Genomic DNA, 26,977 nt, shown 5'->3' on the forward strand with positions numbered 1-26,977 from the left:
TGTGAAAGTAGGTAATCGTCAGGCTCCCCAGCAGTGTCAGAAACCCCACCCCGAAAAGGTGGGGTTTCTGCGTTTACCGCGCTGGAATAAACGGCGGAACAAAGGGCGGCAAAATACGGAGCGCCGTCACGGCCCGCCCATGCGCAGAGCGCCCGCATAACCACTCAGTTCCAGCCAACCGAATGCGGCCGTTAGCCGCCCACGAGTCGCCAGTCTTTGTCAGTATGACTTCGATTTTCCGCGAGTTCATAACTCAGTGAATATCGGTTGTATGCCGCTACCACGCTGCATAGCGGTATTATCGCGAGGCGAATCGCCGGCCTCGGCCAGATAGTCCCAAAGCATTGCCGCCTCGACGAGGCTTCAAAAAAAGCGGTGGTACGGCGCCGTAAGTGACAAATTCAGGACTGCACGTTCGCGCAATTCCATTCGACGTTTGCAGCGATTCCAGGCGGGGATCAGTACGATTGTGGATATAGTACGGGTGCATCGTCTACGTGCGTCTTTGCGCCATCGAGAACTATTGGAAAAGCGCGGCGCGCCTTAGACCGTTGAACTCAAGCATGTCGGCAAGCTTAAGCTCGCCATCCGGAGTCGATAGACTTTTCTCGGCTGCGTTTTACGCGTTAGTGTTCGGCGAACCCGATCGTCACTGCCGTCGGTTCATGCTACGCCACACGAGCTCAACAATCGTCCGCAAGTCATTCAGTGGCTTTTGTCCGGTCGCAATAGAACCGGACGGAAGCCACACGGGCGAGTGGCACACATAGATGAATGACACCCGCGGGCGACGCGATCTTTAAGGCAATAAGGGACGCGTCATGTTTGCGACGAAGTCATTTGCGAACGCAGTCGCATTCTGAATTTAGTGCTGGAGGCTCTGCATCGTCGACATGACTAACGCGACGTCGACTCAATCGCAACGACGACTGCGAAACCTCGCGCCGCGCAGACGCGTCATGCCCGATATTCAAGACAGAGCGCATCAGCAATATCGGAAGATATGTCGTTAGTGCTGCAAGATGCGCAGAGAGCGGGGGACCACCCGCATCGGCTGCAACTTGCTTTACGCTGGCATAGGCGGCTGCGGCAAGCAGTAATCAATGTTGCCGACGCAGCGAAGGGAAGGTGTAACCGGCCGCAAAGCGGTGCAAGCTCGAGACCGCTACAAAAAGCGCAAGGCCGGTGAAAAGAGCGCGAGACCGACGCCAGCGGCATTGCCGCTGACGCCGGAGAGGCTCACGCTGAACTCAGCTGCCTCGTCGGACGAGCCGGATGATAAACAGCAGAACGACTGCGCCGATTACTGCGGTGATGATCGAACCGATCCAGCCGCTCCCGAGCGAGATGTGCAGCACGCGGGCGAGCCAACCGCCGACGAACGCGCCAACGATCCCGACGATGATGTCGACGATAAGCCCGAAGCCACCACCTTTGACGAGCACGCCAGCAAGCCAGCCTGCGATCGCGCCGATGATAAGCCATGCAATGATGCTGTGTTCCATAATCGAGACTCCATAGTTAAGTGAACAATGCGCGGTGACAGAGCTTAGTCGAAGCTGCCTGGGCAGTCCATATTCAGGATACAGAATTAACATTGTCTCAATGTCTTGTAAGCCAGCTGTAGACCAAACGTGTACCGGCGTCTTTGGGAAATTTCGGTTGCCGATGCAGACCAATCGACAAGACGATACGGAGTCCAAACGTTGACGTCCGCCATCATTAAAAACACACTATCCGAACTACCCGTATCTGTGCGCGCGCGGCAATGGTTCTAAGCCTCGGCGCACGATACCGGTTGGCACCACGGCGCCGGTTCGAGTCCGTTCACGTCAATGAGGAATGTATGAAACGTAAAGCTCTTGGGATCGTTGCTGGTGCGTTCGTCGCCGCAGCTTCCTTTGCGTCGTTCGCTGCAGGGCTGCCCGCGCCGTTTGAAGGGAGCAGCACGTTGCAGGCCGAGGGCGTGGTGAAATCCGTCGACCACGCAAGGCATTCAGTGACTGTGCGCGACCCCCAGGGTGGCGAGGCGTCGTTCGATATTACGGATACGCGAGATCTTGCGCGAATAGCTCAAGGCGGCAAAGTCCATATCCGCATGATGCGCAATGCCGTGATCAGCGTTACGCGCGGTGCTGATGGACAGGGTGCGGCCGCTGTTGCGGCGTCGATCGGGCAAGCGAAGCCGGAACAGAATGTCAGTGCAGAAGTCCAGGCGATCGACCACGCGTCGGGTGTCATGGCATTGAAAGGGCCGAACGGAGCCGTGTTCCACATTCAGGGCCGCGACCCGGCAAAACTCGTCAATGTAACGCCGGGGATGCAGGTGTTGGTCGCGTTCGCGCCGCAAGTCAGTGTCGCCGTGGCGCCCGTGCAGTAAAGCGCATATTCATGTTGCGCCTATAACGATTGACTGGCGTCCAAGCTAATAAGGCGTAGTCCTTTCAGCGTCACAGTCGCCTTCGCTAGATTCCTGCCTTAGTCTGGCTGGCCGGGCACAAGGCGCAATCGTGTGATTTCTGATGGTGCGCCGAGCCGTTTTGGCGGTCCCCAATAGCCGGTGCCGCGACTCGTGTACACCCACAGCCCGTTCAGGCGAGCGAGGCCGGCGGTGAAGGGTTGCTGAAACCGCACAAAAAAATTCCACGGGAAGAACTGACCACCGTGTGTATGACCTGAGAGCTGCAGTGTAAAGCCCGCTTCAGCGGCTGCTTCGGCGGACCGTGGCTGGTGGGCGAGAAGTACCTTGATCAGTACGTCGCCTGGTGCGTCCGCGATTGCGGCCATTGGGTCACTGCGGTGAAGGGGATCATGATGGCCGGCTGAATAGTCGGTCACGCCGGCAATTATGGCGCGGGCGCCGTCGTGCTCGACCACCACATGCTCGTTCAGTAGCACGTGGAGTCCGAGCCGACGGAACTCGTCGATCCATGCATTGGCTCCCGCGTAGTACTCGTGGTTGCCTGTAACAAGGTATGCGCCGTGACGCGCAGCCAACCGCGAGAGCGGCTGCGTGTGGTGAGTCAACTGCGGCACGCTGCCGTCTACGACATCGCCCGTTATGGCTATGAGGTCAGGCTTCAGACGATTCACTGCGTCGACAATAGCGTCGACATAGCGCCGTTTGATGGTTGGGCCCACATGAATGTCGCTGATCTGAACGATGGTGAAGCCGTCAAGGGCAGCGGGCAAGTCGTCGATCGGGACCTCGATTGTCACGACTCTTGCGCGACGGCGGGCGTTAAAGAGGCCGATCAGCGTCGACAGTAATGCAAGCAATGGCACAGCTGCCGCAGTGCCGGTTCGCCAACGTTCGAGAGGGATCGTGCCAGGCCGCATCGCGTCCACGGTCATGAGTGAGGCGAGCGTCAGGTCGCGCACAAACGTCAGCACGAGCAGCGAGGAGAAGAAACCCATCGCCAGCAAGCCGACCCACGCTAGCCGATCGCCCAGCGGCTGCTGTTTGATGGTGCGCGCGAGCATGCCCAGTGGAATCACAAAGACGGACAGCACAAGCCACAACCCCGATAGCCAGCGGACAGTGATGCTCACCGGCATGTCGGGGATCAGGCGGAAGCCCACATAGATGTGCAGCAGAATGCCAATAAAGATGAGGCGTACAAGAAACGATGAGCGGCGCATAGGGAAGGTGAGGGCGGGTAAGAGCCGGCGAGCATGAGCCGAACGGCGGCGGCCAGTTGCCGTAGCGACGCGGCTAGCGACCAAGGCTAGGGCGAAGGCCATTCTACCGGCATGCGCGCTCGTGCGCAGACGGCCGCAAAAACACTGAGCGTGCAAAGCGACGCCAGCTTGTATTGCTGCGCAGCAGTGCTGTTGAGACATGCAACGGGCGTGCTCAATCCAGGGTCCCTGGCGTGTCTAAAAGGTCCGCAAGTTCCCGGATAACCCTAATTAAATGGGCTTTGAATTGCCGATGCGGGTGGAGTATTCTGGAAGTGAGCCGGTCGGCATCAAGAGCCGCTGCCAAATCGACTGACCAAACAGCGGCCCGGCTCGATTGTTGTTATCGCCTGCAAACGGCGAGGCGGGAGGCGATCATGAAACTGCTCGGATCAGGCCATCGTTTTCATCACGGGGACTCTGCGCACCGCGCGCATCACGTTGGATATGAGGGCAGCCATGTCATGCTCCCTCTCGTTGGCATATCGTTGATGGCGTTGGGTTTATATCTCGGCGTGCGCAATGTCGACTTCTCCGAACTAGGCAAGAGCGCGCTTTTCTACATCGTCATGCTATGCGTCGCGCTGGGTATCGCGGGGTTTTTCGGCGTGGTCGGCGCGTGGCTCCGTTCGAATGGCGACGGCACAGAAGAGAATTTCTGCTTTGTCGGCGCAGTGATCGGCGTGGTGGTGTTCTACATCGCGATCTTCAGCTAAAGCGGCGCTTCACTCTATCCGCGCGGCTTCGTCAAAGCTGAAGCGCGGGCTGCGCGGAAACAGAGTCGACGCATCGCCGTAGCCGAGGTTGACCAGGAAGTTCGACCTCACTGTCGTGCCCGCGAAAAACGCCTCGTCCACTTTCGCCGCGTCAAAGCCTGACATTGGGCCAGTGTCGAGGCCGAGCGCGCGGGCCGCCAGAATCAGGTAGCCGCCCTGCAGCGTCGAGTTGCGAAATGCGGTTTCGGCGATCGCCTTGTCGTTACCAGCGAACCAGCGCCGAGCGTCGGCGTGCGGAAAAAGCTTAGGCAGATACTCATAGAACGCCATGTCCATTGCGACAATCGCCGTAACCGGTGCCGCCATTGTTTTATCGACATTGCCGGCCGACAATGCCGGCCGCAGCTTCTCCTTGGCCGCCGCGCTTTTCACAAAGACGAAACGGCCCGGGCTCGAGTTGGCCGATGTGGGGCCGAGCAGCGTGAGTTCGAGGAGTTGACCGAGCAGCGCGTCATCGACGGGTTTCGGCTGCCAGGCGTTGTGCGTGCGCGCTTGGCGGAACAGTTGGTCGAGTGCTTGATCCGAAAGAGTCATGATGGTTGTCCACTCAAGGAACCGATACTGGAAGCGCGTTGGCGGGAAGAAGTCTGCGGAATGAAAACTTCGGCAGGCGGCGCCATAGACGCATCCGCAACGCGCACTAAATAGCGCCAGCAGGCGGGAACCGAAGCCACAGGCGGCCGCAGTCGAGCAGCGACAGTAGCGCGACGAAGCCACAACGAAGCTGCGGTGAAGTGGCAAGAGACCACAACGAAGCCGCAGTAAAGCCGCGACAAGACTGCCGTGAAGCCGCCACGATGCCGCGAAACTCCTAACGGCCATTGCAGCCATAATAGCCAACGTTCTACCGCCGCGCCGCGCTGCGCTCGCACACACAAACATGACGGATCTTTTCAATGATCTTCCGGCTCCCGACGTCGACTGGTATCCCGACTGGCTGGCGCCCGAAACGGCCGAGCAGTTCCTCGCGCGACTCATCGTCGAAGTGGAATGGCGGCAGGACACCATGGGCACGCCCGGCGGTCGCGTCGCGCTGCCGCGGCTGACGGCATGGCAGGGCGACGCCGACGCTGTGTATGTCTATTCCGGTATCCGTAACGAACCTCAACCGTGGACAGCAGCCGTCGCCGAACTGAAGGCCGATGCTGAGGCGGCTTGCGGAGCCCGATTCAACAGCGTCCTGCTCAACCGCTACCGAAGCGGCGCGGACAGCATGGGCTGGCATGCCGACCGCGAGCCGGAACTAGGACCGGAACCGGTAATTGCATCGGTGAGCTTGGGCGCGGCACGCACATTCGACTTGCGGCACAACAAGGCCGGCGCCGTCCAGTCGTTCTCGCTCAAAGGCGGCAGCTTGCTGGTCATGAAGGGCAAGACACAGGCGGAATGGCGGCATCGGGTGCCGAAAGAGCCACGGGTTGTCGGCGAGCGCATTAATTTGACTTTCCGGTGGGTTACGCCTCGGGCGCGGACCGGCGGACCGTCGCGCGGCTAAATCCGGCGGCGATGTGCGCCTGCAAAGTTCTTCGCCGGGACCGGACCCGCCGCAGGCAGGCCTAGGGCAGACTTGCCGCAGACGCCCACGGCAGACCGCACGGCAGACCCACGGCAGACCCACGGCAGACCCACGGCAGACCCACGGCAGACCGACGGCAGACCCACGGCGGACCCACGGCAACGCGACCCAACGCAGACCGCACCCCAACGCAGACCGCACCCCGACGCAAATGCACCGACGCACCCGACGCACCCGACGCACCCGACGCACCCGACGCACCCGAGGCGTCCGAGGCGTCCGAGGCACCCGGACCACCCATCTCGACTTCACCCTGCGACCTGCCAACCAGGCGACGCACGGCTCGACTCGCCAATGTAAGCGCATAAAAACCAGCAACGACCAGCCGACCCCCAAGCCGTAACCACCACGTCAACTACCGCACACACCCGCACAGCCCCCAACCCCCGTCTATACCAAAATTGATATTGCTCCCGCGAATCATATGATTGGACTGTTAACGCCCGGCACACTACGCTACATCACGATCCACGCTTCGCGGCAGCCGCAACGGCCGGTCGGATTCGATGGATCGCCTACACAACAACGATCAGGAGACAGTCATGGCGAATACACGACGCGCCGCATGTCGTGCGTTGGGTGCGCTCGCGCTGTGCGCGGGTGTCGGCGCGCTGACGCTGGCAACCCCCGGCGCACACGCGCAGGACAAACAGATCACGCTGGGTTTCGCGCAGGTCGGCGCGGAAAGCGCATGGCGGACCGCCAATACCGAGTCGGTGAAATCCGCGGCAACCGACGCCAAGATCAAACTCAAATTCTCCGACGCGCAACAAAAGCAGGAAAACCAGATCAAGGCGATCCGCTCGTATATCGCGCAAAAAGTCGATGTGATCGCCTTCTCGCCGGTCGTCGAGTCCGGCTGGGAACCGGTGCTGCGTGAGGCGAAGGCCGCGAAGATTCCGGTGATCCTGACGGACCGCAACATCGACGTCAAAGATACCTCGTTGTACGTGACGATGATCGGCTCCGACTTCCTGGAAGAGGGACGCCGCGGCGGCAAATGGCTCGCCGATCACTATAAGGACGCACAGGGTCCCGTCAACATCGCCGAATTGCAGGGAACGGTCGGCTCCGCGCCGGCGAATGACCGGCACGCCGGCCTGATCGAAGTCATCAAGAGCGATCCGAAGTTCAAGATCATTGCGTCGCAAAGCGGCGACTTCACCTTGGCCGGCGGCAAGCAGGTGATGGAAGCGTTTATCAAGAGCTACGGCAACAAGATCAACGTGGTTTATGCGCATAACGACGACATGGCGCTCGGCGCAATCCAGGCGATGGAAGAGGCGGGCATGCATCCGGGCAAGGACGTCGTGGTCGTTTCGTTCGATGCAACCAAGGGTGGCTTCCAGGCCATGGCCGCAGGCAAGATGAATGTCGACGTGGAGTGCAGCCCGCTGCTCGGACCGCAACTGATGTCGGCGGTCAAGGACGTAGTGGCCGGCAAGCCTTTGCCGAAGCGCATCCTGACGGAAGAGACCGTGTTCCCGATGAGCGTCGCAGCGCAGACCTTGCCGACGCGAAAGTACTAGGAAAAGTTAGTTAGGCATCCTTGCAAACACACTTGCTTGCAAGCTGCGTCAGCGGCAATAACGCAGCAGCAAGCAACGAGCAGCAAGCGAAACAAGCAAGCGCAACCAGCAAACGCACACAGCCAAACCAGCACGTAACGTTTCTCCAGCGGTGCCTGACCGTCCGATTGCTTGGGCAGCGGACGGTCTCTTTTCACCCGATGCCGAAACGTGCCGCATAAAGCCACCACGGCACACAGGCACCACGGCACGCAGGCACCAGACCACCCACGCACCGCCGCTCGAGCGAGGTCTATGACGCATCCCGCTTCCGAACCCAAACCGCCGGCCACGAGCACGACAAGGTCCGCCGCCGCTGCGTCCGCCGACCACGGCGACGCGCACGAGCCGATCCTCGAAACAACCGGCGTCACGAAGACATTCCCTGGCGTGAAGGCGCTGCAGGGCGTCGATTTCCGGCTTTTCCCCGGCGAAGTCCATACGTTGATGGGACAGAACGGCGCCGGCAAATCGACGCTGATCAATGTGCTGACAGGCGTCCTCGCGCCCGATTCCGGCACGATCCGTCTCGCAGGCGAAGTCGTGGCCTTCGCGTCGCCGCAGGAAGCCGAAGCGGCAGGCGTGCGCACGCTTTATCAGGAAGTGAATCTGTGCCCGAACCTGTCGGTCGCGGAAAACATTTTTGCGGGCCGGCAGCCGCGGCGCTTCGGCGCGATCGACTGGCCCGACATCAAGCGCCGCGCACAAGCCGCGCTTGCGCGCCTCGACATCACGCTCGACGTCACACGCTCGCTCGACGCTTATCCGATCGCGGTCCAGCAGATGGTGGCGATCGCCAGAGCGCTTTCCGTCGATGCCCGTGTGCTGATCCTCGACGAGCCCACGTCGAGCCTCGACGACAGCGAGGTCGCGCAGCTCTTCAAGATACTTCGGCATCTTAAGCAATCGGGTATTGCCATACTGTTCGTCACGCACTTCATCGAGCAGACGTATGCCATTTCCGACCGCATCACGGTCATGCGCAACGGCGAACGCGAGGGCGAATATCTCGCGCGCGATTTGCCCGCCGATCTCCTCGTCTCGAAGATGGTCGGTCACGAGCGCATGAGCGAGCGTCTGCGCGAAGCCGCTCACGAAGCATGCGACCCCAGCGACGACACGCAAGACGATCACAGCGCGCCGCCGTTTATCGAACTACGCGGCCTCGGCAAACGCGGCACTTTGCAGCCAATCGACCTCGACGTGCAGCGCGGTCAGATACTCGGACTCGCCGGGTTGCTCGGCTCCGGGCGTACGGAAACCGCGCGGCTGCTGTTCGGCGCAGACCGTGCCGACAGCGGCACGATGCTCGTCGACGGCAAGCCGGTGCGCCTGCGATCCCCGCACGATGCGGTGCGCCACGGCATTGCGTACTGCGCCGAAGATCGCAAGAAAGAGGGCATCGTCGCCGACCTGTCGATCCGCGAGAACATCCTTCTCGCGTTGCAGGCGAGGCGTGGCTGGTGGCGCAAGATCAACCGTCAGCGCGCGCGCGAGCTGGCCGATCTGTGGATCGAGCGGCTCGGCATCAAGGCTTCGGACGCGGAGCAGCCTATCGGTCTGCTGTCCGGCGGCAACCAGCAAAAAGCGCTGCTTGCGCGCTGGCTTGCGACCGATCCGAAGCTCCTGATTCTGGACGAGCCCACACGCGGCATCGACGTCGCCGCGAAATTCGACATCATGGATCGCCTGCTCGCGCTGTGTGGGAACGGCCTGAGCATTCTGTTCATTTCGTCGGAGATCAGCGAAGTGCTGCGCGTCAGTCATCGGGTAGCCGTGCTGCGCGATCGCCGCAAAATTGCGGAAGTCAAAGGCACGGCATCGAACGAAGACAATATCTACCGACTCATCGCGGGGAGCGGCGAATGAAGCTATCGAACTGGCTCGCGCGTGACGGCGTCGAGCGTCCGTTGATCTGGCCATGCGTGACGTTGGCGTTGTTGTGCGCGCTCAATCTCTGGGTCAATCCGCACTTTCTGTCATTGCGTATGCTCGACGGCCATCTGTTCGGCGCGCCAATCGACGTGCTGAATCGTGCGGCTCCGCTCGTGCTCGTCGCAACGGGCATGACGCTCGTCATCGCGACGCGCGGCATCGACATTTCGGTCGGCGCAGTAGTGGCTATCGCAGGCGCGGCGGCCGCGACGATCCTCGCCACGCAACCGGTGCCGACGGGCGGCCTGATCGCTCAGGCGTTGCTCGCGGCGTTGATCGTCGGCGTGCTGAGCGGCATGTGGAACGGCGTGCTCGTGTCGTTTGTCGGTATGCAGCCGATCATCGCAACGTTGATTCTGATGGTCGCGGGACGCGGCATCGCGCAACTACTGACGGCGGGGCAAATCATTCCGATCGGCGCGCCGGGCTATCTGTTTGTCGGCGGCGGATACTGGCTGGGCGTGCCATGCTCGGTGTGGATTGCGACGCTCGCTGTGCTGGCCACCGCGGCGCTCGTCGAGGGAACGGCGCTGGGGCTCTTTATCCGCGCCATCGGTGTGAATCCGGTGGCGACTCGCCTTGTCGGCCTGCGCTCGAAAGCGCTGGTTTTCGCGGTGTATGGATTCTCGGGATTGACGGCGGCGATGGCGGGCATTCTCATCAGCTCGAACGTGCGCAGCGCCGACGGCAACAACGCCGGCCTGCTCCTGGAGCTCGACGCGATTCTCGCGGTGACGCTCGGCGGCACGTCGCTGCTCGGCGGCCGCTTTAGTCTCGCAGGCACGGTGCTCGGGGCGCTGATCATTCAGACGCTAACGTACACGACGTATTCGATCGGCGTGCCGCCAGAAGCGACGCTGGTCGTCAAGGCAGCGGTCGTGCTGGCGGTGAGCGTTATTCAGTCGCCGGCTGCGCGAGCGCTCGCGGTTTCGTTCGGGATGCAGATTATCAAGCAACGCGGGGTGGCACGATGAGACGATTGTTCGCAGCGTGGGCGCATATCGTCGATCCGCGCACCTTGCCCATCGCGGTTACGATCCTGCTGTTCTGCGCGCTGTTCGGCTTCGGCTCGGTCATGTACACCGGCTTTTTCTCGTGGCAGGTGCTGCTCGATCTGCTGGTCGACAACGCGTTCCTGCTGATTGTCGCCATCGGCATGACGTTCGTGATCGTGTCGGGCGGGATCGATCTGTCCGTCGGTTCCGTCGTTGCGCTCACTACGATTGTAGAAGCGGTATTGTCCGAGCGGCTGCATCTGTCGGTATGGATCATTCTGCCGATCGTTCTTCTGATGGGCACCGTCTTCGGCGCCGTGCAGGGCGCGCTGATTCACTTCTTTCGTCTGCAGGCGTTTATCGTGACGCTCGCCGGCATGTTCTTCGCGCGCGGCCTCTGTTTTCTGATCACCACGCAGTCGATCACGATCACCGATCCGACCTTCCACGCGATCTCCGCATTCCGTCTGGACATCGGCATCGGCTCCGTGACCGCGAACGTGCTGATCGCGTTCGTCGCGCTCGTCGGCGCCATTTTTATCGCGCACTTCACGCGCTTTGGCCGCAATGTGTACGCGGTGGGCGGCAATGCCCGCTCCGCGCTATTGATGGGCTTGCCGGTCGCGCACACGCGCATCGGCGTGTATGCGCTGAGCGGCTTCTGCTCGGCGCTCGGTGGCGCGGTGTTCACGTTCTATGTGCTGTCCGGCTACGGCTTGCAAGGGCAGGGCATGGAACTCGACGCGATTGCCGCGACCGTGATCGGCGGAACGCTGCTGACGGGTGGCGTCGGCTATGTGGTCGGATCGCTGTTCGGCGTCGGCATTCTGGGCACCATCCAGACGCTGATTACGTTCGACGGCACGCTCAGTTCCTGGTGGACCCGCATCGTGATCGGCGCGCTGCTGTGCGCTTTCTGCCTGCTGCAGCGGCTGATCGAACGGCATGCGAAGTCGGTGCGGCGTCCCGGCGGCACCGGCGCGGTCGTCACGTCTGGACGCGAACGCGCGCATGGAGAAACGTCGGCAGCGACCGACTCGCATGTGATAGGCCGCGCGCCCGAACAGGCTTGAGCCTCGCACTAAAGAGGGTGGCAGGGGCGCGCTTTTTTAGTCGTCGAGCGCCCGGCCTCGCGTTTCCGGCAGCGTAAGCGCGGCGAGAATCACGATTCCATAGGCCGCCGCCGCGAATGCGCCGATTGCGTGGCCGAGCGTCATCGTTTGCGACACGTAGCCGATCAGGAACGGGAAGGTCGCACCGACAGCGCGGCCGAAGTTGTAGCAAAAGCCCTGGCCCGAACCGCGAATGCGCGTAGGAAACAGTTCGGTCAGGAACGCACCCATGCCTGAAAAAATACCGGACGCGCAGAACCCGAGCGGGAAGCCGAGCATCAGCATCGAGAAGTTATCTAGCGGAAGCTGCGTGTAGATCGATGCAATCGCGCACGAAGCGAGGGCGAACGCAATGAACGCGCGCTTGCGGCCAATACGGTCGCTCACATACGCACCCGTCAGATACCCGCAATACGATCCGACGATCACGACGCCAAGATAACTGCCGGTGCCGATCACGCTCAGGTGCCGCTCCGTCTTCAGATACGTCGGCAGCCACGTCGTCACCGCGTAGTAGCCGCCTTGCACACCCGTCGCGAGAATGGACGCGCGCAATGTCGTCCAGACGATGTCGCCGCGGAAAATATCGAGCAGCGCAGGACGCGCCTGCGCCGCATCCTGCGCCTCTTTCTGCCGCCGATGCACCTCGGGTTCTTCGACGAAGCGGCGAATCCAGATCACGAACGGCGCCGGCGCGATGCCGATCGCGAACAGCACGCGCCACGCGTAGTCGGCGGGAACGAGCGAGAAGACGGCCATGAAGAGCAACGTCGATACGCCCCAGCCAATCGCCCATCCCGCCTGCACGAGCCCGACCGCCTTGCCGCGGTCGCGTGCGCGAATCACTTCGCCGATCAGCACGGCGCCCGCCGTCCATTCGCCGCCGAAGCCGAGTCCCATCAATCCTCGCGCCCACAGCAACTGCGAGAAGTTCTGCGCGAGCGCGCACGCCAGCGTGAAAACGGCGAACCAGAGGATCGTGATCTGCAAGGTCTTCACTCGTCCGACGCGATCGGACAGTACGCCCGCTGCCCATCCGCCCACCGCGGAACTCAGCAGCGTGACGGTGCCGATCAGTCCCGCGTCGCCACGCGTGATGCCCCACGTCGCGATCAGTGTCGGAATCACGAAGCTCAGGAACTGCGTGTCCATTGCGTCGAGCACGTAGCCGATCTTGCAACTCCAGAACGCACGCTTCTCGGCCGCGGAGATCCGCCGATACCATGCGAACGGGCCTTTCCCCGCGTCGGACGCGCCGTAGCGCTCGGCGTCCGCGGTCAACTGCGCTTCGGTTTCCATGCTTGAACTCCGGTCGTCGTGATGGACCGCGTCTTCGCGCGCGGCTTGCGGATGAAAATAGCGCCGCGCTAGATCACGGCGAGCGTGGTGTTGAGAATGTCGGTGACGAGCATGTGCCCCGGCTTGTGCGCGATCGCAAACGGCAGGCGCGCGCTTTCTATCGCGGCTTGCGGTGTGACGCCGCAGGCCCAGAACACAGGCAGTTCGTCGTCGTGGATGTCGACCGCATCGCCGAAATCGGGCCGCGACAGATCGCGAATGCCGATCAACGACGGATCGCCGATATGCACCGGCGCGCCGTGGACAGCAGGAAAGCGGCTCGTGATCTGAATCGCGCGGATGGCGTCGGCGGCTTTCATCGGACGCATCGAGACGACGCGATTGCCGCCGAACACGCCGGCGCGCACATTGGGCTCGCGCGTTCGATACATCGGCACATTGACCTGCTGTTCGATATGACGCAGACCGATGCCTTCACGCCGCAGCATTTCCTCGAATGAAAACGAGCAGCCGATCGCGAACACGACGAGGTCGTCGCGCCAGAGTTCATCGAGGCTGCGCACTTCCTCCGCGCATTCGCCGTGGCGATACACATAGAACGCCGGCACGTCGTTGCGAATGTCGAGATCCGCGCCGAGTGCGGGCACGCGCCACGCGCCCGGTTCGCCGATGCCGAGCAACGGACACGCCTTCGGATTGAGCGTGCAAAAACGCAGGAAATCGCCAGCGTATTGCTGCGGAAGAATGGCGAGATTGGCTTGCGCATAGTCGCCGCAATAACCCGCGGTGGGACCGGACAGGCGACCGCTGCGCACTTGCTGACGAAACTCGGATGGCGTGTAGGGCATGAACTGCTCGACTGAAGTTGACGGGACTGGCCTTCTGATGCGTTCCAGATTAGTAACGTCAAAAATATCGATCCAGCGAGTTTTTCTTGCGTTTCGTTAAATTAAACTTAACGGCGGCGCGACCCGTTTTCCGGCGATGATCGTGGGCCTCATTCGCGTCTCATTCGCGCCTCATTCGTTATCGCGAGACCTCATGCAATGAATACCCGCTTCGTCGAAACGTTTCTCACGCTCGCGCGGCTCGGCAGTTTTCGCGCGACGGCGACCGCGATGCACGCCACCCCCGCCGCGATTTCGTTGCGTATTAAAACGCTGGAATCCGAGCTTGGCGTCGAATTGATCGAGCGCGACGCGCCCGAGTTCAAGCTCACGGCAAACGGCGAGCGTCTGCTCGCGCACGCGCGCTCGGTCGTGCAGGCCACGCGCTCGCTGCAACTCGCCGCGCAGGACGAAACGCAATTGGCGACGCGTCTGCGCCTCGGTGTGATCGAAACGGTCGTGCATAGCTGGCTGCCCGACTACATTCGCATGCTGAACCTCGAGTACCACCGCATCGTCGTGGACTTGACCGTGGATTCAAGCGCGGTGCTCGGCCCTCGTCTGCGCGCGGGCGAACTCGATCTCGTGATTCAGGTGGAAGAAGTGGGAGAGTTGGAGACGTCGATCGTATCCGCGCTACTCGCGAGTTATCCGGTGCGCTGGATCGCGCGCAGCGACCTCATCCCCGCGACTCGCGCGAAGCATGCCGACACGCTGTTGAGCAAGCCGGTGCTGACGTTCGGCCGCGGCACCGCGCCGCAAATTGCCGTCGAGGCTATCGTGCAGACGCTTGCGCGCCGTGCCGGCGTGCCGTTTGCGGACACGCAGGTGACTTGCATGCCGTCGGTGGCGGTCATCGTCAAACTGCTGCGCGACGGCTATGGCATCGCGGCGGTGCCCGCGCTTTTTGTCGAGCCGTTTCTCGCGAGCGGAGAACTGGGGCACTTGCAGGTGCGCCCGCTGCCGCCGCCGATCAATGTGGCGATGTACTACCGCGACGATGCCGACGTCGGCGTGCTGGCGGCCGCGCGCGTCGCGCGCAATGCGTGCGATCAGTACGCGAAAGCGATGGGACGGCAGTTGATCGAGAAGCGCTAGATCAAGCGCTGCATTCAGCGCGGCTCGCTACTCGCGTTCGAGGCGCCGCCGCGCCGTCGCGGCGAGCCGTTCGAACGGAAGCGTGCTCGCTGCAAGCGCGGCCATCTCCGGATAATGCTCGCGCGTGATGTCGGTCAACACTTGCCCAGGCGGTGCCTCGATCGCGACGCGCGCGCCCATTTCCTGCATCACGGTGAGCGCGTCGAACCAGCGCACCGTGTAGCGCATGTTGGTCGCGAGATCGTCGCGAATTGCATCGGCCGTATACAACGGACGGCCGCCGCGATTGCCGATGTACACGCTTTGCGGCGCGCGAAACGGAATCGTGCGCGCATACGCGCTGAGTTCGTCGCTTGCTTGCGCGAGCAGTTCGCAATGCGAAGGAACGCTGACCGCAAGACGCGTCGCCTTGCGCGCGCCCGCATCCAGAGCGCGGTGGATGAAGCTATCGAGCGCGGTGTTCGCCCCTGCCATCACGATCTGGCGCGGCGCGTTCACGTTGCCGATGTAGACGGGCGGCTCGCCTTCGTCGATGTGCCGTGCGGCGAGCGCGGCGAGTTCATGCTCCGTCAGTCCCGACACAGCCGCGAGACCGTAGCCCGATGGATACGCCGCTTCCATCAGTTCCGCGCGGCGGCGGACCATCTTCAAAGCGTCGGGGAAAGGGAGCGCGCCGCAGCTCACCGCCGCCGGGTACGCGCCCACCGACAAACCGGCGCTCAGGTCCGGCGTCAGTCCTTCATCCGCGAGGGCACGCGCGATCGCCACGCCTGCGACGGTCAGTCCGCATTGCACGGCAACAGTCGAGCGCAACGCATCGGGCGTGTCGAGTGTGAGCACGTCGGCGCCTAGCACGCTGGACGCCTCATCGAGTGTTGCGCGCACGGCGGGATGCGACGGCAGCCGATGCAGAAAGCCGTCGCTCTGCGCGCCCTGGCCTGGGAAGATCAGCGCGAGCATCAGAGTTCCGTCCGATGAACGCAGACCCACGGATCGGCAAGCAGTTGCGGACCGCTTGCATGACGCGCCATCACGCGTGGCTTGCCGGCGGCCCACTCGGCGAGCGCGACGCCGCCTGCTGGTGTCTCGAGTTGCGCGTCGATGCGAATGCCGGTTTCGCATGCAAGCGTTTGCAGATAGCTCAGCGAGCCCGCCGCGCGTTCACGCGACAAACGTTCCGGTGTCCGAATCAATAGATCGAGATCGCTCGATTGCGTGGCTGCTGCCGTTTGCGTGGCGAGTTCGAAACCAACGCTGCCGGTCGGGCCCCAGACAAGCGCGTTGAGTGCGCTCTGTGCATCCCGTTGCAACCGGGCGAACGCGACGAACGCGGGCAACGCGGCGCGCGTTGCATCGGGCTCGTTTCGCACCAACGCCTCGGGCGAAACGGCTTCGACAATATCCGTCGATGCGGCCCACGTGCCGTACCGCTGAGATCGCTGCGCGCCGCGCAAGCCAATCGCGACGAAGCCGGGCGCGGCGAGCGCGCGCCGCACGACCGCATACGGCGCGCGCTCGAACGCATCGCGCACCCAGTCGGGTTCGCCGTCGAATGCAGCGAGGCGCCGCAAGCGCAGCAAGTCATGCGCGCGCCAGCGTTCGTCGCACGACGCCGCGGCATTGCTCGCAAACGGCGGCGCGGCGCAGACCGGCATTACACGGCATCCCATTGCTCGGCGAGACGCCGCCGCACTTCGATGGACGCCGCGCGGTTCTTCTGCGCCGCCGCCGATTCCAGCCGACGCGCAAGCGTGCGGCTGCAGGCGCGCGCACTGTCGATCTGTTCGCACAACACCTGCTGCACGCGCGCGATCTGCGCGGCGTCCGGCGCGTCGGCGTCGATACCTTCGATCAGTTGATCGAGCAGCCCGAGCTTCGCGAACGAGGCCATCGAGTAAGACATCGGCACGATGGTTTCGCCGAGTGCGTCGAGCGCTTCGACTGTGCGGCGCGTGACGCGCGCGGCGGCTTCCTTGCCCATCGCGTGAACCATCGTGCCGGGCGCGTCGAGCGCGACGATGCGATTGGCCTGATAACCGTGCGCGAGGAACGCGCCCGACATCGCCGGTCCGACGATCAGCGCAATCACCGGATGCCCCGCATCGCGAGCCGACGCATACGCGTCGACCGCGGCGGCGCACGCGAGATGAATGCCGAGCATTTCCTCGCGATAGCCGTACGCCTGGCTCTTCACATCGACGATCGCGACGATCGGACGACGCGTGGCGCTTGCCGCATCGTCGGCGATCACTTCGCGAACGGCTCGCGCGAGCAGCCAGCCCTGTTCGAGTCCGACGACGTTGTCGGTCGCGCGCGGAAAGCGGTTAGCGGCGTCGGGCACGACGGTGATGAAGCGGGCGGTTTCGCCGCCGAGCGGCGCGTCGGCGCTCCACACGGGCGCCGCGTTGCGGGATTCGCCGGCGAGCGCATGGAACCAGCGCGCGCCGCGGCTCAGTGAGATGTCGCTCATGCTTGCTCCTTGCGTGAGTGGGATTGTGGCGCTTGGGTCGCTTCGGCTGCATAGACCTCGCGCATGCTCTCCGGCGTGACGCTCGCCGGATCGATCCGCGCGAGCCGCTGCAAGAACGTGTCGACCTGTTCGCTGCGATGCGCGGCCGGCACGCCTTGCACGAACGCGGCATGCACGGCGGCGCGCACGTCCGCGGCGTCGTCGTCCACGAGCCGGTCCGCGAGCGAACTCGCCACGCGCTGCTCGCCGCCGATCAACTGCCACACGCGGCGCCGGTCGGACGCATCCAGTTCGTCGATGCCCGCTTCCTGCTCGATCACTTCGGGTCCGTTCATGCCGAGCCGCCCCTGCTTGGTCACGACCAGATACGAGCACAGCGCCGCGGCCAGCGACATGCCGCCGAAGCAGCCCACCATGCCCGCGATCACGCCGACCACCGGCACATGCCGGCGCAGCGCGACGATGGCCGCCTGCATCTCGGCGATTACGGCGAGACCCAGGTTGGCTTCCTGAAGCCGCACGCCGCCGGTTTCGAACAGCACGACCGGCCGTACGATCTTGCCGCGCTCGCAATCGCGCAACGCCATCTCGAGCGCGGCGGCGATCTTGCTGCCCGACACTTCGCCGATGCTGCCGCCCTGGAACGCGGACTCGATCGCGGCAATCACGGCGGGCTCGCCGTCGATCGTGCCGCGCGCGATCACGCAGCCGTCGTCGGCCTGGCACACGACGCCTTGCAGCGGCAGCCACGGCGATTCGATCCTGTCGAACGGGCCGAGCAGTTCGCGGAAGCTGCCCGGGTCGAGCAGCGCGCGGGCGCGCTCACGCGCGGGCAGTTCGATGAAGCTCTCGCGCAGCAGCGGCGCGGCATGCACAGTCGCGGGCGTGCTCATGCGTCGTCTCCCTGTTCGGCGGCCTCGACCGCTTCCGCGAGCCGCAATGCAACCACTCCTGGCGTCGCGCCGAAGTCGTTGATTTCGATTTGCGCGGCGCCGTCGTAGCGGGTGAAAAAGCGGTCCAGCACGCTTTTCCAGATATGGCTGTAGCCGTCGACGCTCGTGCGCACGACGACATGTGCAGCGAGCGCGTTCGGATTATCGGTGGGCGAGAGCAACACTTCCAGATCGCCCGAACCCACCACGCCGACGTGCGCGCGGGTCGTGACGGCGCGTTGCGCCGGATAGTCGAAGGTCAGATGTTCCATGAGGCTCAGCTCCCGCTGACGTCGTGATGCGCCAGCATGTCGAGGAAAAGGGTGGCGGCGAGCAGATCGGCTGCTCCGCCGGGCGATGCGTTGAGCGACAGCAAGTCGCGTTCGAGCGCGGCGAGCGCGTCACGGCCTGCGCGTGTCGAACTGCCGCCGGCTTGCAGCACGCGCCGCGCGCCGTGCTGGCCGGCATGCAAGCCTGCGAGACCCGCGCGATGCAGCAGGCAGGTGTCGTCGAGCGAGGCCATGATGGAGAGCAGGGCGTCGACGCGCGCGGCATCTTCGGCAATGCCGCGCTCGCGTGCCGCGATCAGCGCCGGCAAGCCGACGGCGATCACATGCGGGAAGCCTTCCTGCGCCTCGCGGCGCGCGCCGCCGACCTGATAGCGTTGACGCGCGCGTTCGCCGTGACTGTCGGTGGCGGCTGCGAAGCGATCGGGGAAGCAGGCGATCTGCGCCGCACGCCGGCAGATCGCCGAGGCGTCGAGCCGGAGCGCGGCATCCGCGAACGACGCGCCCGCGACCAGCAGCCCGACGATCCATATCGCGCCGCGATGCGCGTTGCTGCCGCCGGTCGCGCGCAGCATGTCCTGCTCGCCCGCGCGGCCGATTTGCGCGAGTTCGGTGCGCAATAGCGCCGACGGCTCGCCGCGCCGCCGCGCCGTGCGCGCGAGCGCGGCGAAGGTCGGCTCGAGCGCGTGCGCCGAGCGTCGCATGATGGCGAGGTCGAGATCGCGATGCGCGCCGCTGCCGCGCCGGTCGACGAGCGCGGGCTTCGGCGTGAGTTCGGCTTCGTCGATCAGCGCGGTCACGGCGTAATGGGCAAGTTGCGAGTCAGGGCATGAGTCTTGTGCGCGCTTCGCGACACGTTCGTCAGAAGCAGCGGCCGCTGTCGTGACCGGATACAGAGCTTGCGTGGCTCGGCCATACGGCGCGTCCCCGCGCTCGGTCCAGGCACACGCTCGCGCGAGCGGCTCGGGCATCTCTATCGCGGACGCGCATGACACATCTTCACGCTCCAACAAAGCAGCGGCTCTCATTACCAGCTCCTGAAGCGCGCCGGCGGCGCGTACAAACCGCCCGACCAGGTGACGAGATCGTCGATGCTGCGTGCCGCGAGCAGCGAACGCTTCGCTTCGCCGCGTCGAATGCCGAGATCTTCCGGATACGCGACGATGCCGCGCCGGCGCAACTCGGCCGTCTTCTCCGGCTTCGCGCGCAGGCCGATCGGCGTCACGCCGGCGACCGCGGCAATCGCCGCGCGCCGTTCGTCGATGCCCTCGGCCTTGTGCAGATGCGCGATGCCTTCCTCAGTGACGACGTGGCTCACGTCGTCACCGTAGATCATGACGGGCGCGATCGGCATGCCGTTTTTCGCGCCGACCGCGACCGCGTCGAGTTCATCGACGAAAGTCGGCTCGCCGCCTTTCTTATACGTCTCGGCCAGTTGCACGACGAGCTTTTGACCGCGCGACACGGGCCCCTGATCTTTCAGCAGCTTGAGCCACGCTTCGCTCGAATGGCGCCGGCCGCGCGGATCGTGACCCATGTTGGGCGCACCGCCAAAGCCGGCGAGGCGGCCGCGCGTGACCGTCGACGAATTGGCGTCCGCGTCGATCTGCAGCGTCGAGCCGATGAATAGATCGACCCCATATTGCCCGGCCAGTTGGCACAGCACGCGGTTCGAGCGCAGCGTGCCGTCGCTGCCGGTGAAGAACACGTCCGGGCGCGCCTCGATATACGCCTCCATGCCGACCTCGCTGCCAAAGCAATGGATGCTGTCGACCCAGCCCGATTCGATCGCGGGAATCATCGTGGGATGCGGATTAAGCGTCCAGTTGCGGCAGATCTTGCCCTTCAGGCCGAGCGACTCGCCGTAAGTGGGCAGCAGCAGTTCGATGGCCGCAGTGTCGAAGCCGATGCCGTGATTCAGCGACGTCACGCCGTACGGTTCGTAGATGCCGCGTATCACCATCATCGCGGTCAACACCTGGAGGTCGCCGATATGGCGCGGATCGCGCGTGAACAGCGGTTCGACGGCAAACGGGCGGTCCGCCTCCACGACCACGTCGACCCACGAGCCGGGAATATCGACGCGCGGCAGTTCATCGACGATCTCATTGACCTGCACGATCACGATGCCATGACGAAACGCTGCGGCCTCGGCGATGGTGGGCGTGTCCTCGGTATTCGGACCGGTGTAGAGATTGCCGTGACGGTCGGCTTTTTCCGCGCACAGCAGCGCGACATGTGGCGTGAGGTCGACGAACATGCGCGCATACAGTTCGACGTACGTATAAATCGCGCCGATCTCCAGTTGCCCGTCTTCGAGCAGTTGCGCGACGCGCAGGCTTTGCGGGCCGGCAAACGCAAAATCCACTTTATGCGCGATGCCGCGCTCGAACAGCGTCAGATGCTCAGGACGACTGATGCTCGAGATGAGCAGATGCAGATCGTGAAGCTTCTGCGGATCGACCTTGGCCAGCGAGCGCGACAGGAAGTCGGCCTGCTTCTGGTTGTCGCCTTCGAGCGCGACGCGGTCGCCGGGCTGGATCAGCGTCTCGAGCGCATCGACGATGCGCGTGGACGGCAGCACGCCGTCTTCGAGCCACGGCGCGATGGCCGCGAGGCGGCGCTTTTTTTCGTCGCGGCGCGTGGTCCACGAACGTGCGGCGGATGGTGCTTCGGCGGGTGCGTTCATCGGCTCAATCAACTCCCGGTAGTAGCGCGCGGCGGACGGCCGCGCGGCTTGGGTTGGCTTGCGAGCGCGGCTTCCGCCTGCGCGCGTTCGGTCAGGAAACGGTGCAGCAGTTCGCCCGTGCCGAGCAGATGTGCGACGACGAGCGCCTGGGCGGCCGGCACGTCGCGGCGCCGCACGGCGTCGAGCAATTCGGTGTGTTCATCGTCGGATTCGCCCTTGTAGGACGGCAAGCCGAACTTCAGGCGCAAGTAACGCTCGCCCCGCCGATGCAGTACGCGAATCAGGTCTTCGAGCTGCGGACGCGCGGCCGGCGCATACAGGCTCATGTGAAACGCCGCGTTGCGCGCGACGTAGAGCGACGGGTCTGCCTCGCGCTCCGCCGCCCGGCCGAGCGCGGCGCATTCGCGCAACGTGGCGGCCGTGTGCTTCGGAATGGCGAGTCCGATTGCAAGGCTCTCGAGCGCCGAACGGATCTCGTAGATTTCGCGCGCTTCATCCGCCGACAACGGCGCGACCGTCGCGCCTTTGTGCACCGCGACCTTCGCCCAGCCTTCGGTTTCGAGCAGGCGCAAAGCCTCGCGCACCGGAATTGCGCTGACCGAGAAGTGCCGCGCGATCGCGTCCTGACGCAGCGGCGCGCCGGGCGCCAGCGTGCCGTCGATAATCGCTTCGCGCAACGCGTCGGCGATCACGCGTGATGTGCTTTCGCGCGGTGCGGCCGCCCGCAGCAGCGGGGCGCGCGCGGGGGTGTCCAAGGGAAGAAGGTCGGTGGTTGTGTCGCTCATGGTTCAAATATTATATACAAAAATGAGGTATTTAAACGCGGGCAAACCCGGAGATTTTTTGCGTGGGCGGCGCGGGCGTTTCGTGGGCGGCATCGTTCGGACCGCTCAGCGGTGAGTGCGTGAATTTTCTGATTGTCGCGGCGTCTTTTCGCGTGCATGCGATGGGCTTGCCGCTCGCTCTGACAGCGCTCGCGCTAGTCGCTCGTTTGCTTGTGATTTCGTTCGCGCCACAGACAAGCGCAAAGCACCGTCCAGCAAGGCGAAAGGGCCGCTCGGCGTGGCCCCTGGCCATTCGGCCGACTGGCGCAGGCGGTCGTGGAGAGGCATGCTGCTGTTCGTTAGAAGGTGCGTTCGTCCGCAGTCCGATGTTTGCCGCGCTGTACAGTGGTCTGTACAATGGTCGCAGTGGCCCCAAGTCTTTTCTTTTGCGCCACGCTTCGACCGGCAGCCGCAAATCGCCAGCCCGACCCGCAACCGCAAGGGCAGGCAAACCGCACGGCGGCGGAAGCGTTTTCTAACTTTTGACAGGAGTGGCCGGAGGGCAACCTCGCAGGCCGGATAACCCATGAACGTCCTTACTTACAGCGAGGCCCGAGCCGGCTTTAAGCAGGCAATGGATGAAGTCTGCCGCGACCACGCACCGATGCTCATTACGAGACAAAGTGGCGAAAACGTGGTGATGGTGTCGCTGGAAGACTTCAACGCGATGCAGGAGACCTTGTATCTGCTGAGTTCGTCGAAGAATGCCCAGCGGCTCGCGCGATCCATTGCCCAGTTGAATGCCGGCGGTGCGGCCCCGCGCGAACTGCTGACCGATGAACCGACACAAAAGCCGCAACGAACACGCCGCAAAGGCTGACAGCATCTTTATGTTTACCGACGACGCTTGGGACGACTACGTGTATTGGCAGGAGACCGATCGCAAGGTCGTCCGCAAGATCAATGCGTTGCTGGAGGAGTGCCGGCGCGATCCGTTTATCGGCACGGGAAAACCGGAGCCGCTCGTCGGCAGCCTGAGCGGTTTCTGGTCGCGCCGCATCACGTTTGCCGATCGGCTCGTGTATCTGCCGAAAGATGGAAAGATCTATGTGATCGCATGCCGGTTTCACTATGACCATTGACCGAGCACTGAGCGAGTACCGAGCGACCACTGCGCGACCAGCGACCAGCGGCATGCCCAACCCCGCCCGCGCCGCTCACTCGGCCTGTCGCCGCGCGCGCCCGCCCGAACCCAGCAACGAAAAGAGCGGCCAGCCGAGATTCACGCCGAGGCTCGCGATCACGATCAGCGCCATGCCGGCCCACTGCGCCAATGAAAGCGCGCGGCCGTACACGATCGCATCGACGGCAATAGCGGTGAGCGGATAGACGAACAGCAGCACCGCGATGATCGGCGTGGTCAGCTTTGGCAGCGCGCCATAGATCAGCACGTACGAAAGCCCCGTGTGCAGCACGCCCATGCCGACAATCCAGAACCATTGCATCGGCTCGATATGCGTGGCGTCGAAAGGTGCAACGAGCGGCGCGATGAACGGCAGGCACACCACGCCCACCGCACATTGCATCAGCGTCAGCAGGTGCGGGCGCAAATTGCCGAGCCCTTTGGCGATCAACGTGACGCTGGCATAGAGCACCGAGCCGGCCAATGCCTCGCCGATGCCGATCACGTAGCTTGCATGGCCCTGCAGATTTTCCGTGGCCGCCACGCCCGACGCGAGCACGAGCCCGCCGAAGGCCGCCGCGATCCAGCCGAGCCGATCCGCGCCGAGCCGTTCGTTGAAGAGCGCCGCGCCGATCAGCACGACCCAGAACGGCTGCACATGAAACACCACGGTCGCGACGGCAATGCTGGTGCGATGGATCGCATCGAAAAAGCCGACCCACTGCGTGACCATCAATACGCCGGAGATGAGCGCGAGCGTGAGCGTGCGTCGCGTGAAATGCGCGCGCGTGAAGTAGCCTTTCCACGCGCAATACGCCGCCAGCGACAGAAAGCCGAACAGGCAGCGGAAAAACACCAGTGTCAGCGCGCCGAGCCGCGCTTCCTCGACGAACACGCCGAGCGTGCCCATCAGCAGCCCGCCGCCGGCCAGTGTGATCGCGCCTTGTTGACGTTGGGTGAGGGACATGCGCCGCGTCTCCGTTAGATCTCCGTTGGGTGATGCATTGAAGTATTGCGCCGCTTGCGGGCCACGCACAAACGAATTAAATTGAGAAATTCCATAAGCGCCATTGATAAATCATGCACCCGGAATTTGACGTCGATCTGCTGCGCACCTTCGTTGCAGTCGTGGATACGGGCAGCTTCACGAAGGCATCGGCAACCGTGCATCGCTCGCAGGCCGCCGTCAGCATGCAGATCAAGCGGCTCGAAACCATGCTCGGCACGACGCTTTTCGCGCGCAACACGCGCAATCTTTCGCTGACGCGGCCCGGCAATACGCTGCTCGAATATGCGAGGCGCGTGCTCGCGTTGCATGAAGAAGCGTGGTCCGCGATCGTGCGGCCCGAGGTGACCGGGCGCGTGGTGCTCGGTGCGCCGGACGATTACGTGTCGTCGCTGCTGTCGCCGGTATTGCGGCGCTTTTCGAACCTGTACCCGCACGTCGAAATCGAAATTGTCTGCGCGCAGAGCACGTCGCTCGCGCCGATGCTGGCGGACAACAAGATCGACCTTGCCTTCGTCACGCGCGACCGCAAGCTGCGCGGCGAATTCGTGCGCAGCGAGCCGATGGTCTGGGTGGGCGCTTCCGTCGATACGCCGGTGCTGGCGGCGTCGCCATTGCCGGTCGGCTTATACGAGCCAGGCTGCGTGGCGCGTCAGCATACGCTGGCCGCGCTCGACGGCGCGCGGATTCGCTACCGCGCGGCCTTCAGCAGCGCGAGCCTGATGGGCCTGGTCGCCACCGTGGACGCGGGTTTGTCGGTGGTTGCGCTGACGCGCTGCAGCGTGCCGTCGCGGCTCGCCATTCTCGGCGAAGCGCAAGGCTTGCCGCACATCGAGCCGCTCGAAATCGTGGTGGCGCGCAGCGCGAAGTCGGACCGGCCGACTTGCGATTATCTGGCGGCGCAGATGGTGCAGGATCTGTCGCTGCGCGCACAGCCGCGCGCGTAAGCGGCGGCGGCTTCGTGACACGGCGCAGCGCCGTTCGCGCGCGGCGGCGCGGACAACGGCGGCGCGGGCAACATCAAAAACATCAGAACGCGATATTCGTCCGCACACCCACGACGAACGTGTTGCGCAGCGGCTTCGTCGGATCGTTCGGATTTTGCCCGGCGCCCGCGTTGAACGTGTATTGCGCATCCGCCTGCAGCATCCACCAGGGAGCGATCTGATACTGGTAGGTCGCTTCGAGCGCGGTTTCGCTGGTGCGCACGCCGTACGGGCCGCCGCTAAATGCCAGGTTATCCTGATCGATTCCGCGCGTGTGGCTGCCGATCTTGATATACGTCAGCGCAAGGCCCGCGCTATCGTTGTCGCGGCCCGCGAACGGCGCTTTCAGCACGACGCCGAGATTCGCCGCGAGGCTCACGAGGTTGCGGTCGCCCGGCGCGCCCATGACGCGCGCGAATACGCCGAGGCTGCGTGCCTCGCCGGGATTAGGCCGCCAGATGGTCTGGTCGGCCACCGCATAGAAGCTGTAATCGCCGCGATGGTTCGCCGCAACGCCGGTGGACACAGGACTCGCGAGTGACACACCGTTGTTATCGTAGCGCGGGTCCGCGAAGGGGCCGTTGTTGTACCAGAGCCCGATCTTGTAGGTGCCCGGCAGACCGCCTCGGGTTGCGCCTGGCGCTGCGCCTGGCGCCGCAGCCGCGTCGCTATCGGCCGGTTGATTGATCGCATACTGCAGCTCGCCGATGAACAACGTCCCGTTATGCAGATTGAAGTTCGTGCCGCTGCGGTTATTCGGGTTGTTACCGAGCGGATCGCCGTCGAACACACCGGCGAGCGCCGTCAACGAAGGCGTGATCTGTCCGCGCACGCGCGCGCCGAGCGCCGCGAGCGGATACGCGGGGCCGCCGGACGGCATGTCGTACGAGGGCAGTGCGGGCCACCCGAACATCGTGTTGATGAATAGCGCCGAGTACGTGCTGGAGATGAATTCCTGATCGATACTCTGCTGACCGATTTTCACGTCGACGCGTTTGTTCAGGAACGACTGCTGATACCACAGCTCCCACAGGCGCGTGCTGGCATCCGCTTCGATGCCGCTCGCGGTGTTCAAAGTGCCCAGCTTGTCGGTGCTGAGATTGCGGCCGTGAATCTGCAATGCGCTGACGTTGAACTGGCCGCCTGGCAGACCGAAGGCTTTTTCGGTGTCGAGTTGCAAGGTCGCGGTCGTCAGGCCGTCGTACGCGACGCCGCGCGCCAGTCCGCCGCGCAGGTTGCCGAGCAGTTCGCTCGTTTCCGTGAGCGCGAACGTCACGCCGTATTGGCCGAGCCACGGGCGCAAGCCGCCCATGTCGCCGAATAGCTGATCGCGGTTCCAGAGACCGGTCTCGTTGGCCGGCGTTTTGTTCGCATCCGCGCCGCTCGCTTCGCTTGCGTCGCGCGTGGCGTCGGAACTGGTTTGCGCCACTGCCGCGCCGCAAACGGAAGCCCACGCGAGCGCCACATACAACGCCGCATGGCGCAGCGAAAAAAGGCGCGGGCGCCGGCCGGCCGCGCCGCTCGACCGTGCGAACTCACGGCCTGCACGCAGCAGCGCAACGCGTCGAAGGGAGGATGCGAGCTTCATCGAAAGCCTTTAATGTTGTTATCGACTGCCGGGTGTTTTTGCGCGGTTAAATGGCTGTTTAACGCGTGCGTCGACGCATCGGTTCGCGCGACTTGCAGAATGGGCGTGATCGTACCGACGCAGCCTGGGGGCGTCAACGAGACGG

General features: G+C 63.8%; 26 protein-coding genes. 11 read left to right on the forward strand and 15 right to left on the reverse strand.

The window, feature by feature from the left end:
- Window positions 1-1,250: 1,250 nt before the first annotated feature.
- The gene (locus tag AB6809_RS32815; RefSeq protein WP_029971823.1) at window positions 1,251-1,505 is read right to left on the reverse strand and encodes a GlsB/YeaQ/YmgE family stress response membrane protein; all 255 of its coding nucleotides are present in this window, start codon (window positions 1,503-1,505) and stop codon (window positions 1,251-1,253) included.
- A gap of 341 nt (window positions 1,506-1,846) precedes the next feature.
- Between AB6809_RS32815 and AB6809_RS32820 the strand changes: the two genes are divergently transcribed.
- The gene (locus AB6809_RS32820; RefSeq protein WP_029971822.1) at window positions 1,847-2,380 is read left to right on the forward strand and encodes a hypothetical protein; all 534 of its coding nucleotides are present in this window, start codon (window positions 1,847-1,849) and stop codon (window positions 2,378-2,380) included.
- A gap of 98 nt (window positions 2,381-2,478) precedes the next feature.
- On the opposite strand, the gene AB6809_RS32825 is transcribed toward AB6809_RS32820, so the two are convergent.
- The gene (locus AB6809_RS32825) at window positions 2,479-3,642 is read right to left on the reverse strand and encodes a metallophosphoesterase (RefSeq protein WP_029971821.1); all 1,164 of its coding nucleotides are present in this window, start codon (window positions 3,640-3,642) and stop codon (window positions 2,479-2,481) included.
- 416 nt (window positions 3,643-4,058) lie between these two features.
- Here AB6809_RS32825 and AB6809_RS32830 point away from each other — a divergent pair, with 416 nt between their 5' ends.
- On the forward strand, window positions 4,059-4,397 hold the full coding sequence (locus AB6809_RS32830) for a hypothetical protein (RefSeq protein ID WP_029971820.1): 339 nt from the start codon (window positions 4,059-4,061) through the stop codon (window positions 4,395-4,397).
- Between the two features lie 9 nt (window positions 4,398-4,406).
- Here AB6809_RS32830 and AB6809_RS32835 read toward each other — a convergent pair whose 3' ends face one another.
- Window positions 4,407-4,991 (reverse strand): malonic semialdehyde reductase, encoded by a 585-nt coding sequence (locus AB6809_RS32835; RefSeq protein ID WP_029971819.1) that lies wholly within the window; start codon window positions 4,989-4,991, stop codon window positions 4,407-4,409.
- 346 nt (window positions 4,992-5,337) lie between these two features.
- On the opposite strand from AB6809_RS32835, the gene AB6809_RS32840 reads away from it, so the two are divergent.
- The 5 genes from AB6809_RS32840 (at window position 5,338) to yjfF (ending at window position 11,604) form a co-directional block, all read left to right on the forward strand.
- Window positions 5,338-5,952 carry an alpha-ketoglutarate-dependent dioxygenase AlkB gene (locus tag AB6809_RS32840; RefSeq protein ID WP_029971818.1) on the forward strand — a complete coding sequence of 205 codons (615 nt, stop codon included), beginning with the start codon at window positions 5,338-5,340 and terminating at the stop codon, window positions 5,950-5,952.
- A gap of 623 nt (window positions 5,953-6,575) precedes the next feature.
- Complete coding sequence (locus tag AB6809_RS32845; protein ID WP_006053251.1) at window positions 6,576-7,562, forward strand: ABC transporter substrate-binding protein; 987 nt, start codon at window positions 6,576-6,578, stop codon at window positions 7,560-7,562.
- A gap of 294 nt (window positions 7,563-7,856) precedes the next feature.
- Window positions 7,857-9,470, forward strand: a complete 1,614-nt coding sequence (locus AB6809_RS32850; RefSeq protein WP_006053250.1) for a sugar ABC transporter ATP-binding protein — start codon at window positions 7,857-7,859, stop codon at window positions 9,468-9,470.
- Window positions 9,467-10,510: an ABC transporter permease gene (locus AB6809_RS32855; RefSeq protein WP_029971816.1), complete on the forward strand. Its 1,044-nt coding sequence runs from the start codon at window positions 9,467-9,469 to the stop codon at window positions 10,508-10,510. Before AB6809_RS32850 ends, AB6809_RS32855 begins: the two co-directional genes overlap by 4 nt.
- Window positions 10,507-11,604, forward strand: coding sequence for a galactofuranose ABC transporter, permease protein YjfF (gene yjfF, locus AB6809_RS32860; RefSeq protein ID WP_029971815.1), 1,098 nt, complete (start codon window positions 10,507-10,509; stop codon window positions 11,602-11,604). Before AB6809_RS32855 ends, yjfF begins: the two co-directional genes overlap by 4 nt.
- Before the next feature lie 36 nt (window positions 11,605-11,640).
- On the opposite strand, the gene AB6809_RS32865 is transcribed toward yjfF, so the two are convergent.
- Together AB6809_RS32865 and AB6809_RS32870 are read right to left on the reverse strand one after the other, a co-directional pair.
- Window positions 11,641-12,942 carry an MFS transporter gene (locus AB6809_RS32865; protein WP_029971814.1) on the reverse strand — a complete coding sequence of 434 codons (1,302 nt, stop codon included), beginning with the start codon at window positions 12,940-12,942 and terminating at the stop codon, window positions 11,641-11,643.
- A gap of 68 nt (window positions 12,943-13,010) precedes the next feature.
- Entirely contained in the window at window positions 13,011-13,790 is a 780-nt protein-coding gene (locus AB6809_RS32870; RefSeq protein WP_029971813.1) for a putative hydro-lyase, read from the reverse strand.
- Between the two features lie 198 nt (window positions 13,791-13,988).
- Here AB6809_RS32870 and AB6809_RS32875 point away from each other — a divergent pair, with 198 nt between their 5' ends.
- Window positions 13,989-14,927 carry a LysR family transcriptional regulator gene (locus AB6809_RS32875; protein ID WP_029971812.1) on the forward strand — a complete coding sequence of 313 codons (939 nt, stop codon included), beginning with the start codon at window positions 13,989-13,991 and terminating at the stop codon, window positions 14,925-14,927.
- 27 nt (window positions 14,928-14,954) lie between these two features.
- Here the strand turns inward: AB6809_RS32875 and mdcH are convergent, their stop codons facing one another.
- Genes mdcH through AB6809_RS32915 form a run of 8 tightly spaced genes read right to left on the reverse strand, consistent with a single transcriptional unit; the run spans window position 14,955 to window position 22,090 of the window.
- The gene (gene mdcH / locus AB6809_RS32880; protein ID WP_029971811.1) at window positions 14,955-15,887 is read right to left on the reverse strand and encodes a malonate decarboxylase subunit epsilon; all 933 of its coding nucleotides are present in this window, start codon (window positions 15,885-15,887) and stop codon (window positions 14,955-14,957) included.
- Window positions 15,887-16,582: a malonate decarboxylase holo-ACP synthase gene (locus AB6809_RS32885; RefSeq protein WP_029971810.1), complete on the reverse strand. Its 696-nt coding sequence runs from the start codon at window positions 16,580-16,582 to the stop codon at window positions 15,887-15,889. Before AB6809_RS32885 ends, mdcH begins: the two co-directional genes overlap by 1 nt.
- Entirely contained in the window at window positions 16,582-17,397 is an 816-nt protein-coding gene (gene mdcE / locus AB6809_RS32890) for a biotin-independent malonate decarboxylase subunit gamma (protein WP_029971809.1), read from the reverse strand. The genes AB6809_RS32885 and mdcE overlap by 1 nt, the downstream gene beginning before the upstream one ends.
- Window positions 17,394-18,290: a biotin-independent malonate decarboxylase subunit beta gene (locus AB6809_RS32895; protein WP_029971808.1), complete on the reverse strand. Its 897-nt coding sequence runs from the start codon at window positions 18,288-18,290 to the stop codon at window positions 17,394-17,396. The genes mdcE and AB6809_RS32895 overlap by 4 nt, the downstream gene beginning before the upstream one ends.
- Window positions 18,287-18,601, reverse strand: a complete 315-nt coding sequence (locus tag AB6809_RS32900) for a malonate decarboxylase subunit delta (protein WP_029971807.1) — start codon at window positions 18,599-18,601, stop codon at window positions 18,287-18,289. The genes AB6809_RS32895 and AB6809_RS32900 overlap by 4 nt, the downstream gene beginning before the upstream one ends.
- Before the next feature lie 5 nt (window positions 18,602-18,606).
- Complete coding sequence (locus AB6809_RS32905) at window positions 18,607-19,644, reverse strand: triphosphoribosyl-dephospho-CoA synthase (protein WP_029971806.1); 1,038 nt, start codon at window positions 19,642-19,644, stop codon at window positions 18,607-18,609.
- On the reverse strand, window positions 19,644-21,305 hold the full coding sequence (gene mdcA / locus AB6809_RS32910) for a malonate decarboxylase subunit alpha (RefSeq protein WP_029971805.1): 1,662 nt from the start codon (window positions 21,303-21,305) through the stop codon (window positions 19,644-19,646). Before mdcA ends, AB6809_RS32905 begins: the two co-directional genes overlap by 1 nt.
- Window positions 21,306-21,313: 8 nt before the next feature.
- Window positions 21,314-22,090 carry a GntR family transcriptional regulator gene (locus AB6809_RS32915; protein ID WP_006052377.1) on the reverse strand — a complete coding sequence of 259 codons (777 nt, stop codon included), beginning with the start codon at window positions 22,088-22,090 and terminating at the stop codon, window positions 21,314-21,316.
- A 565-nt stretch (window positions 22,091-22,655) separates the two neighbouring features.
- Between AB6809_RS32915 and AB6809_RS32920 the strand changes: the two genes are divergently transcribed.
- Window positions 22,656-22,949 carry a type II toxin-antitoxin system Phd/YefM family antitoxin gene (locus AB6809_RS32920; RefSeq protein ID WP_029971804.1) on the forward strand — a complete coding sequence of 98 codons (294 nt, stop codon included), beginning with the start codon at window positions 22,656-22,658 and terminating at the stop codon, window positions 22,947-22,949.
- Between the two features lie 10 nt (window positions 22,950-22,959).
- On the forward strand, window positions 22,960-23,211 hold the full coding sequence (locus AB6809_RS32925; RefSeq protein WP_029971803.1) for a Txe/YoeB family addiction module toxin: 252 nt from the start codon (window positions 22,960-22,962) through the stop codon (window positions 23,209-23,211).
- A 75-nt stretch (window positions 23,212-23,286) separates the two neighbouring features.
- On the opposite strand, the gene AB6809_RS32930 is transcribed toward AB6809_RS32925, so the two are convergent.
- Complete coding sequence (locus tag AB6809_RS32930; protein ID WP_029971802.1) at window positions 23,287-24,219, reverse strand: DMT family transporter; 933 nt, start codon at window positions 24,217-24,219, stop codon at window positions 23,287-23,289.
- Window positions 24,220-24,332: 113 nt separating this feature from the next.
- Between AB6809_RS32930 and AB6809_RS32935 the strand changes: the two genes are divergently transcribed.
- Window positions 24,333-25,205 carry a LysR substrate-binding domain-containing protein gene (locus AB6809_RS32935; RefSeq protein WP_029971801.1) on the forward strand — a complete coding sequence of 291 codons (873 nt, stop codon included), beginning with the start codon at window positions 24,333-24,335 and terminating at the stop codon, window positions 25,203-25,205.
- Window positions 25,206-25,287: 82 nt separating this feature from the next.
- On the opposite strand, the gene AB6809_RS32940 is transcribed toward AB6809_RS32935, so the two are convergent.
- On the reverse strand, window positions 25,288-26,832 hold the full coding sequence (locus AB6809_RS32940) for a carbohydrate porin (protein ID WP_029971799.1): 1,545 nt from the start codon (window positions 26,830-26,832) through the stop codon (window positions 25,288-25,290).
- Window positions 26,833-26,977: the final 145 nt, after the last annotated feature.

This window comes from Paraburkholderia sp. RCC_158, assembly GCF_041355255.1.
Lineage (GTDB): Bacteria > Pseudomonadota > Gammaproteobacteria > Burkholderiales > Burkholderiaceae > Paraburkholderia > Paraburkholderia graminis.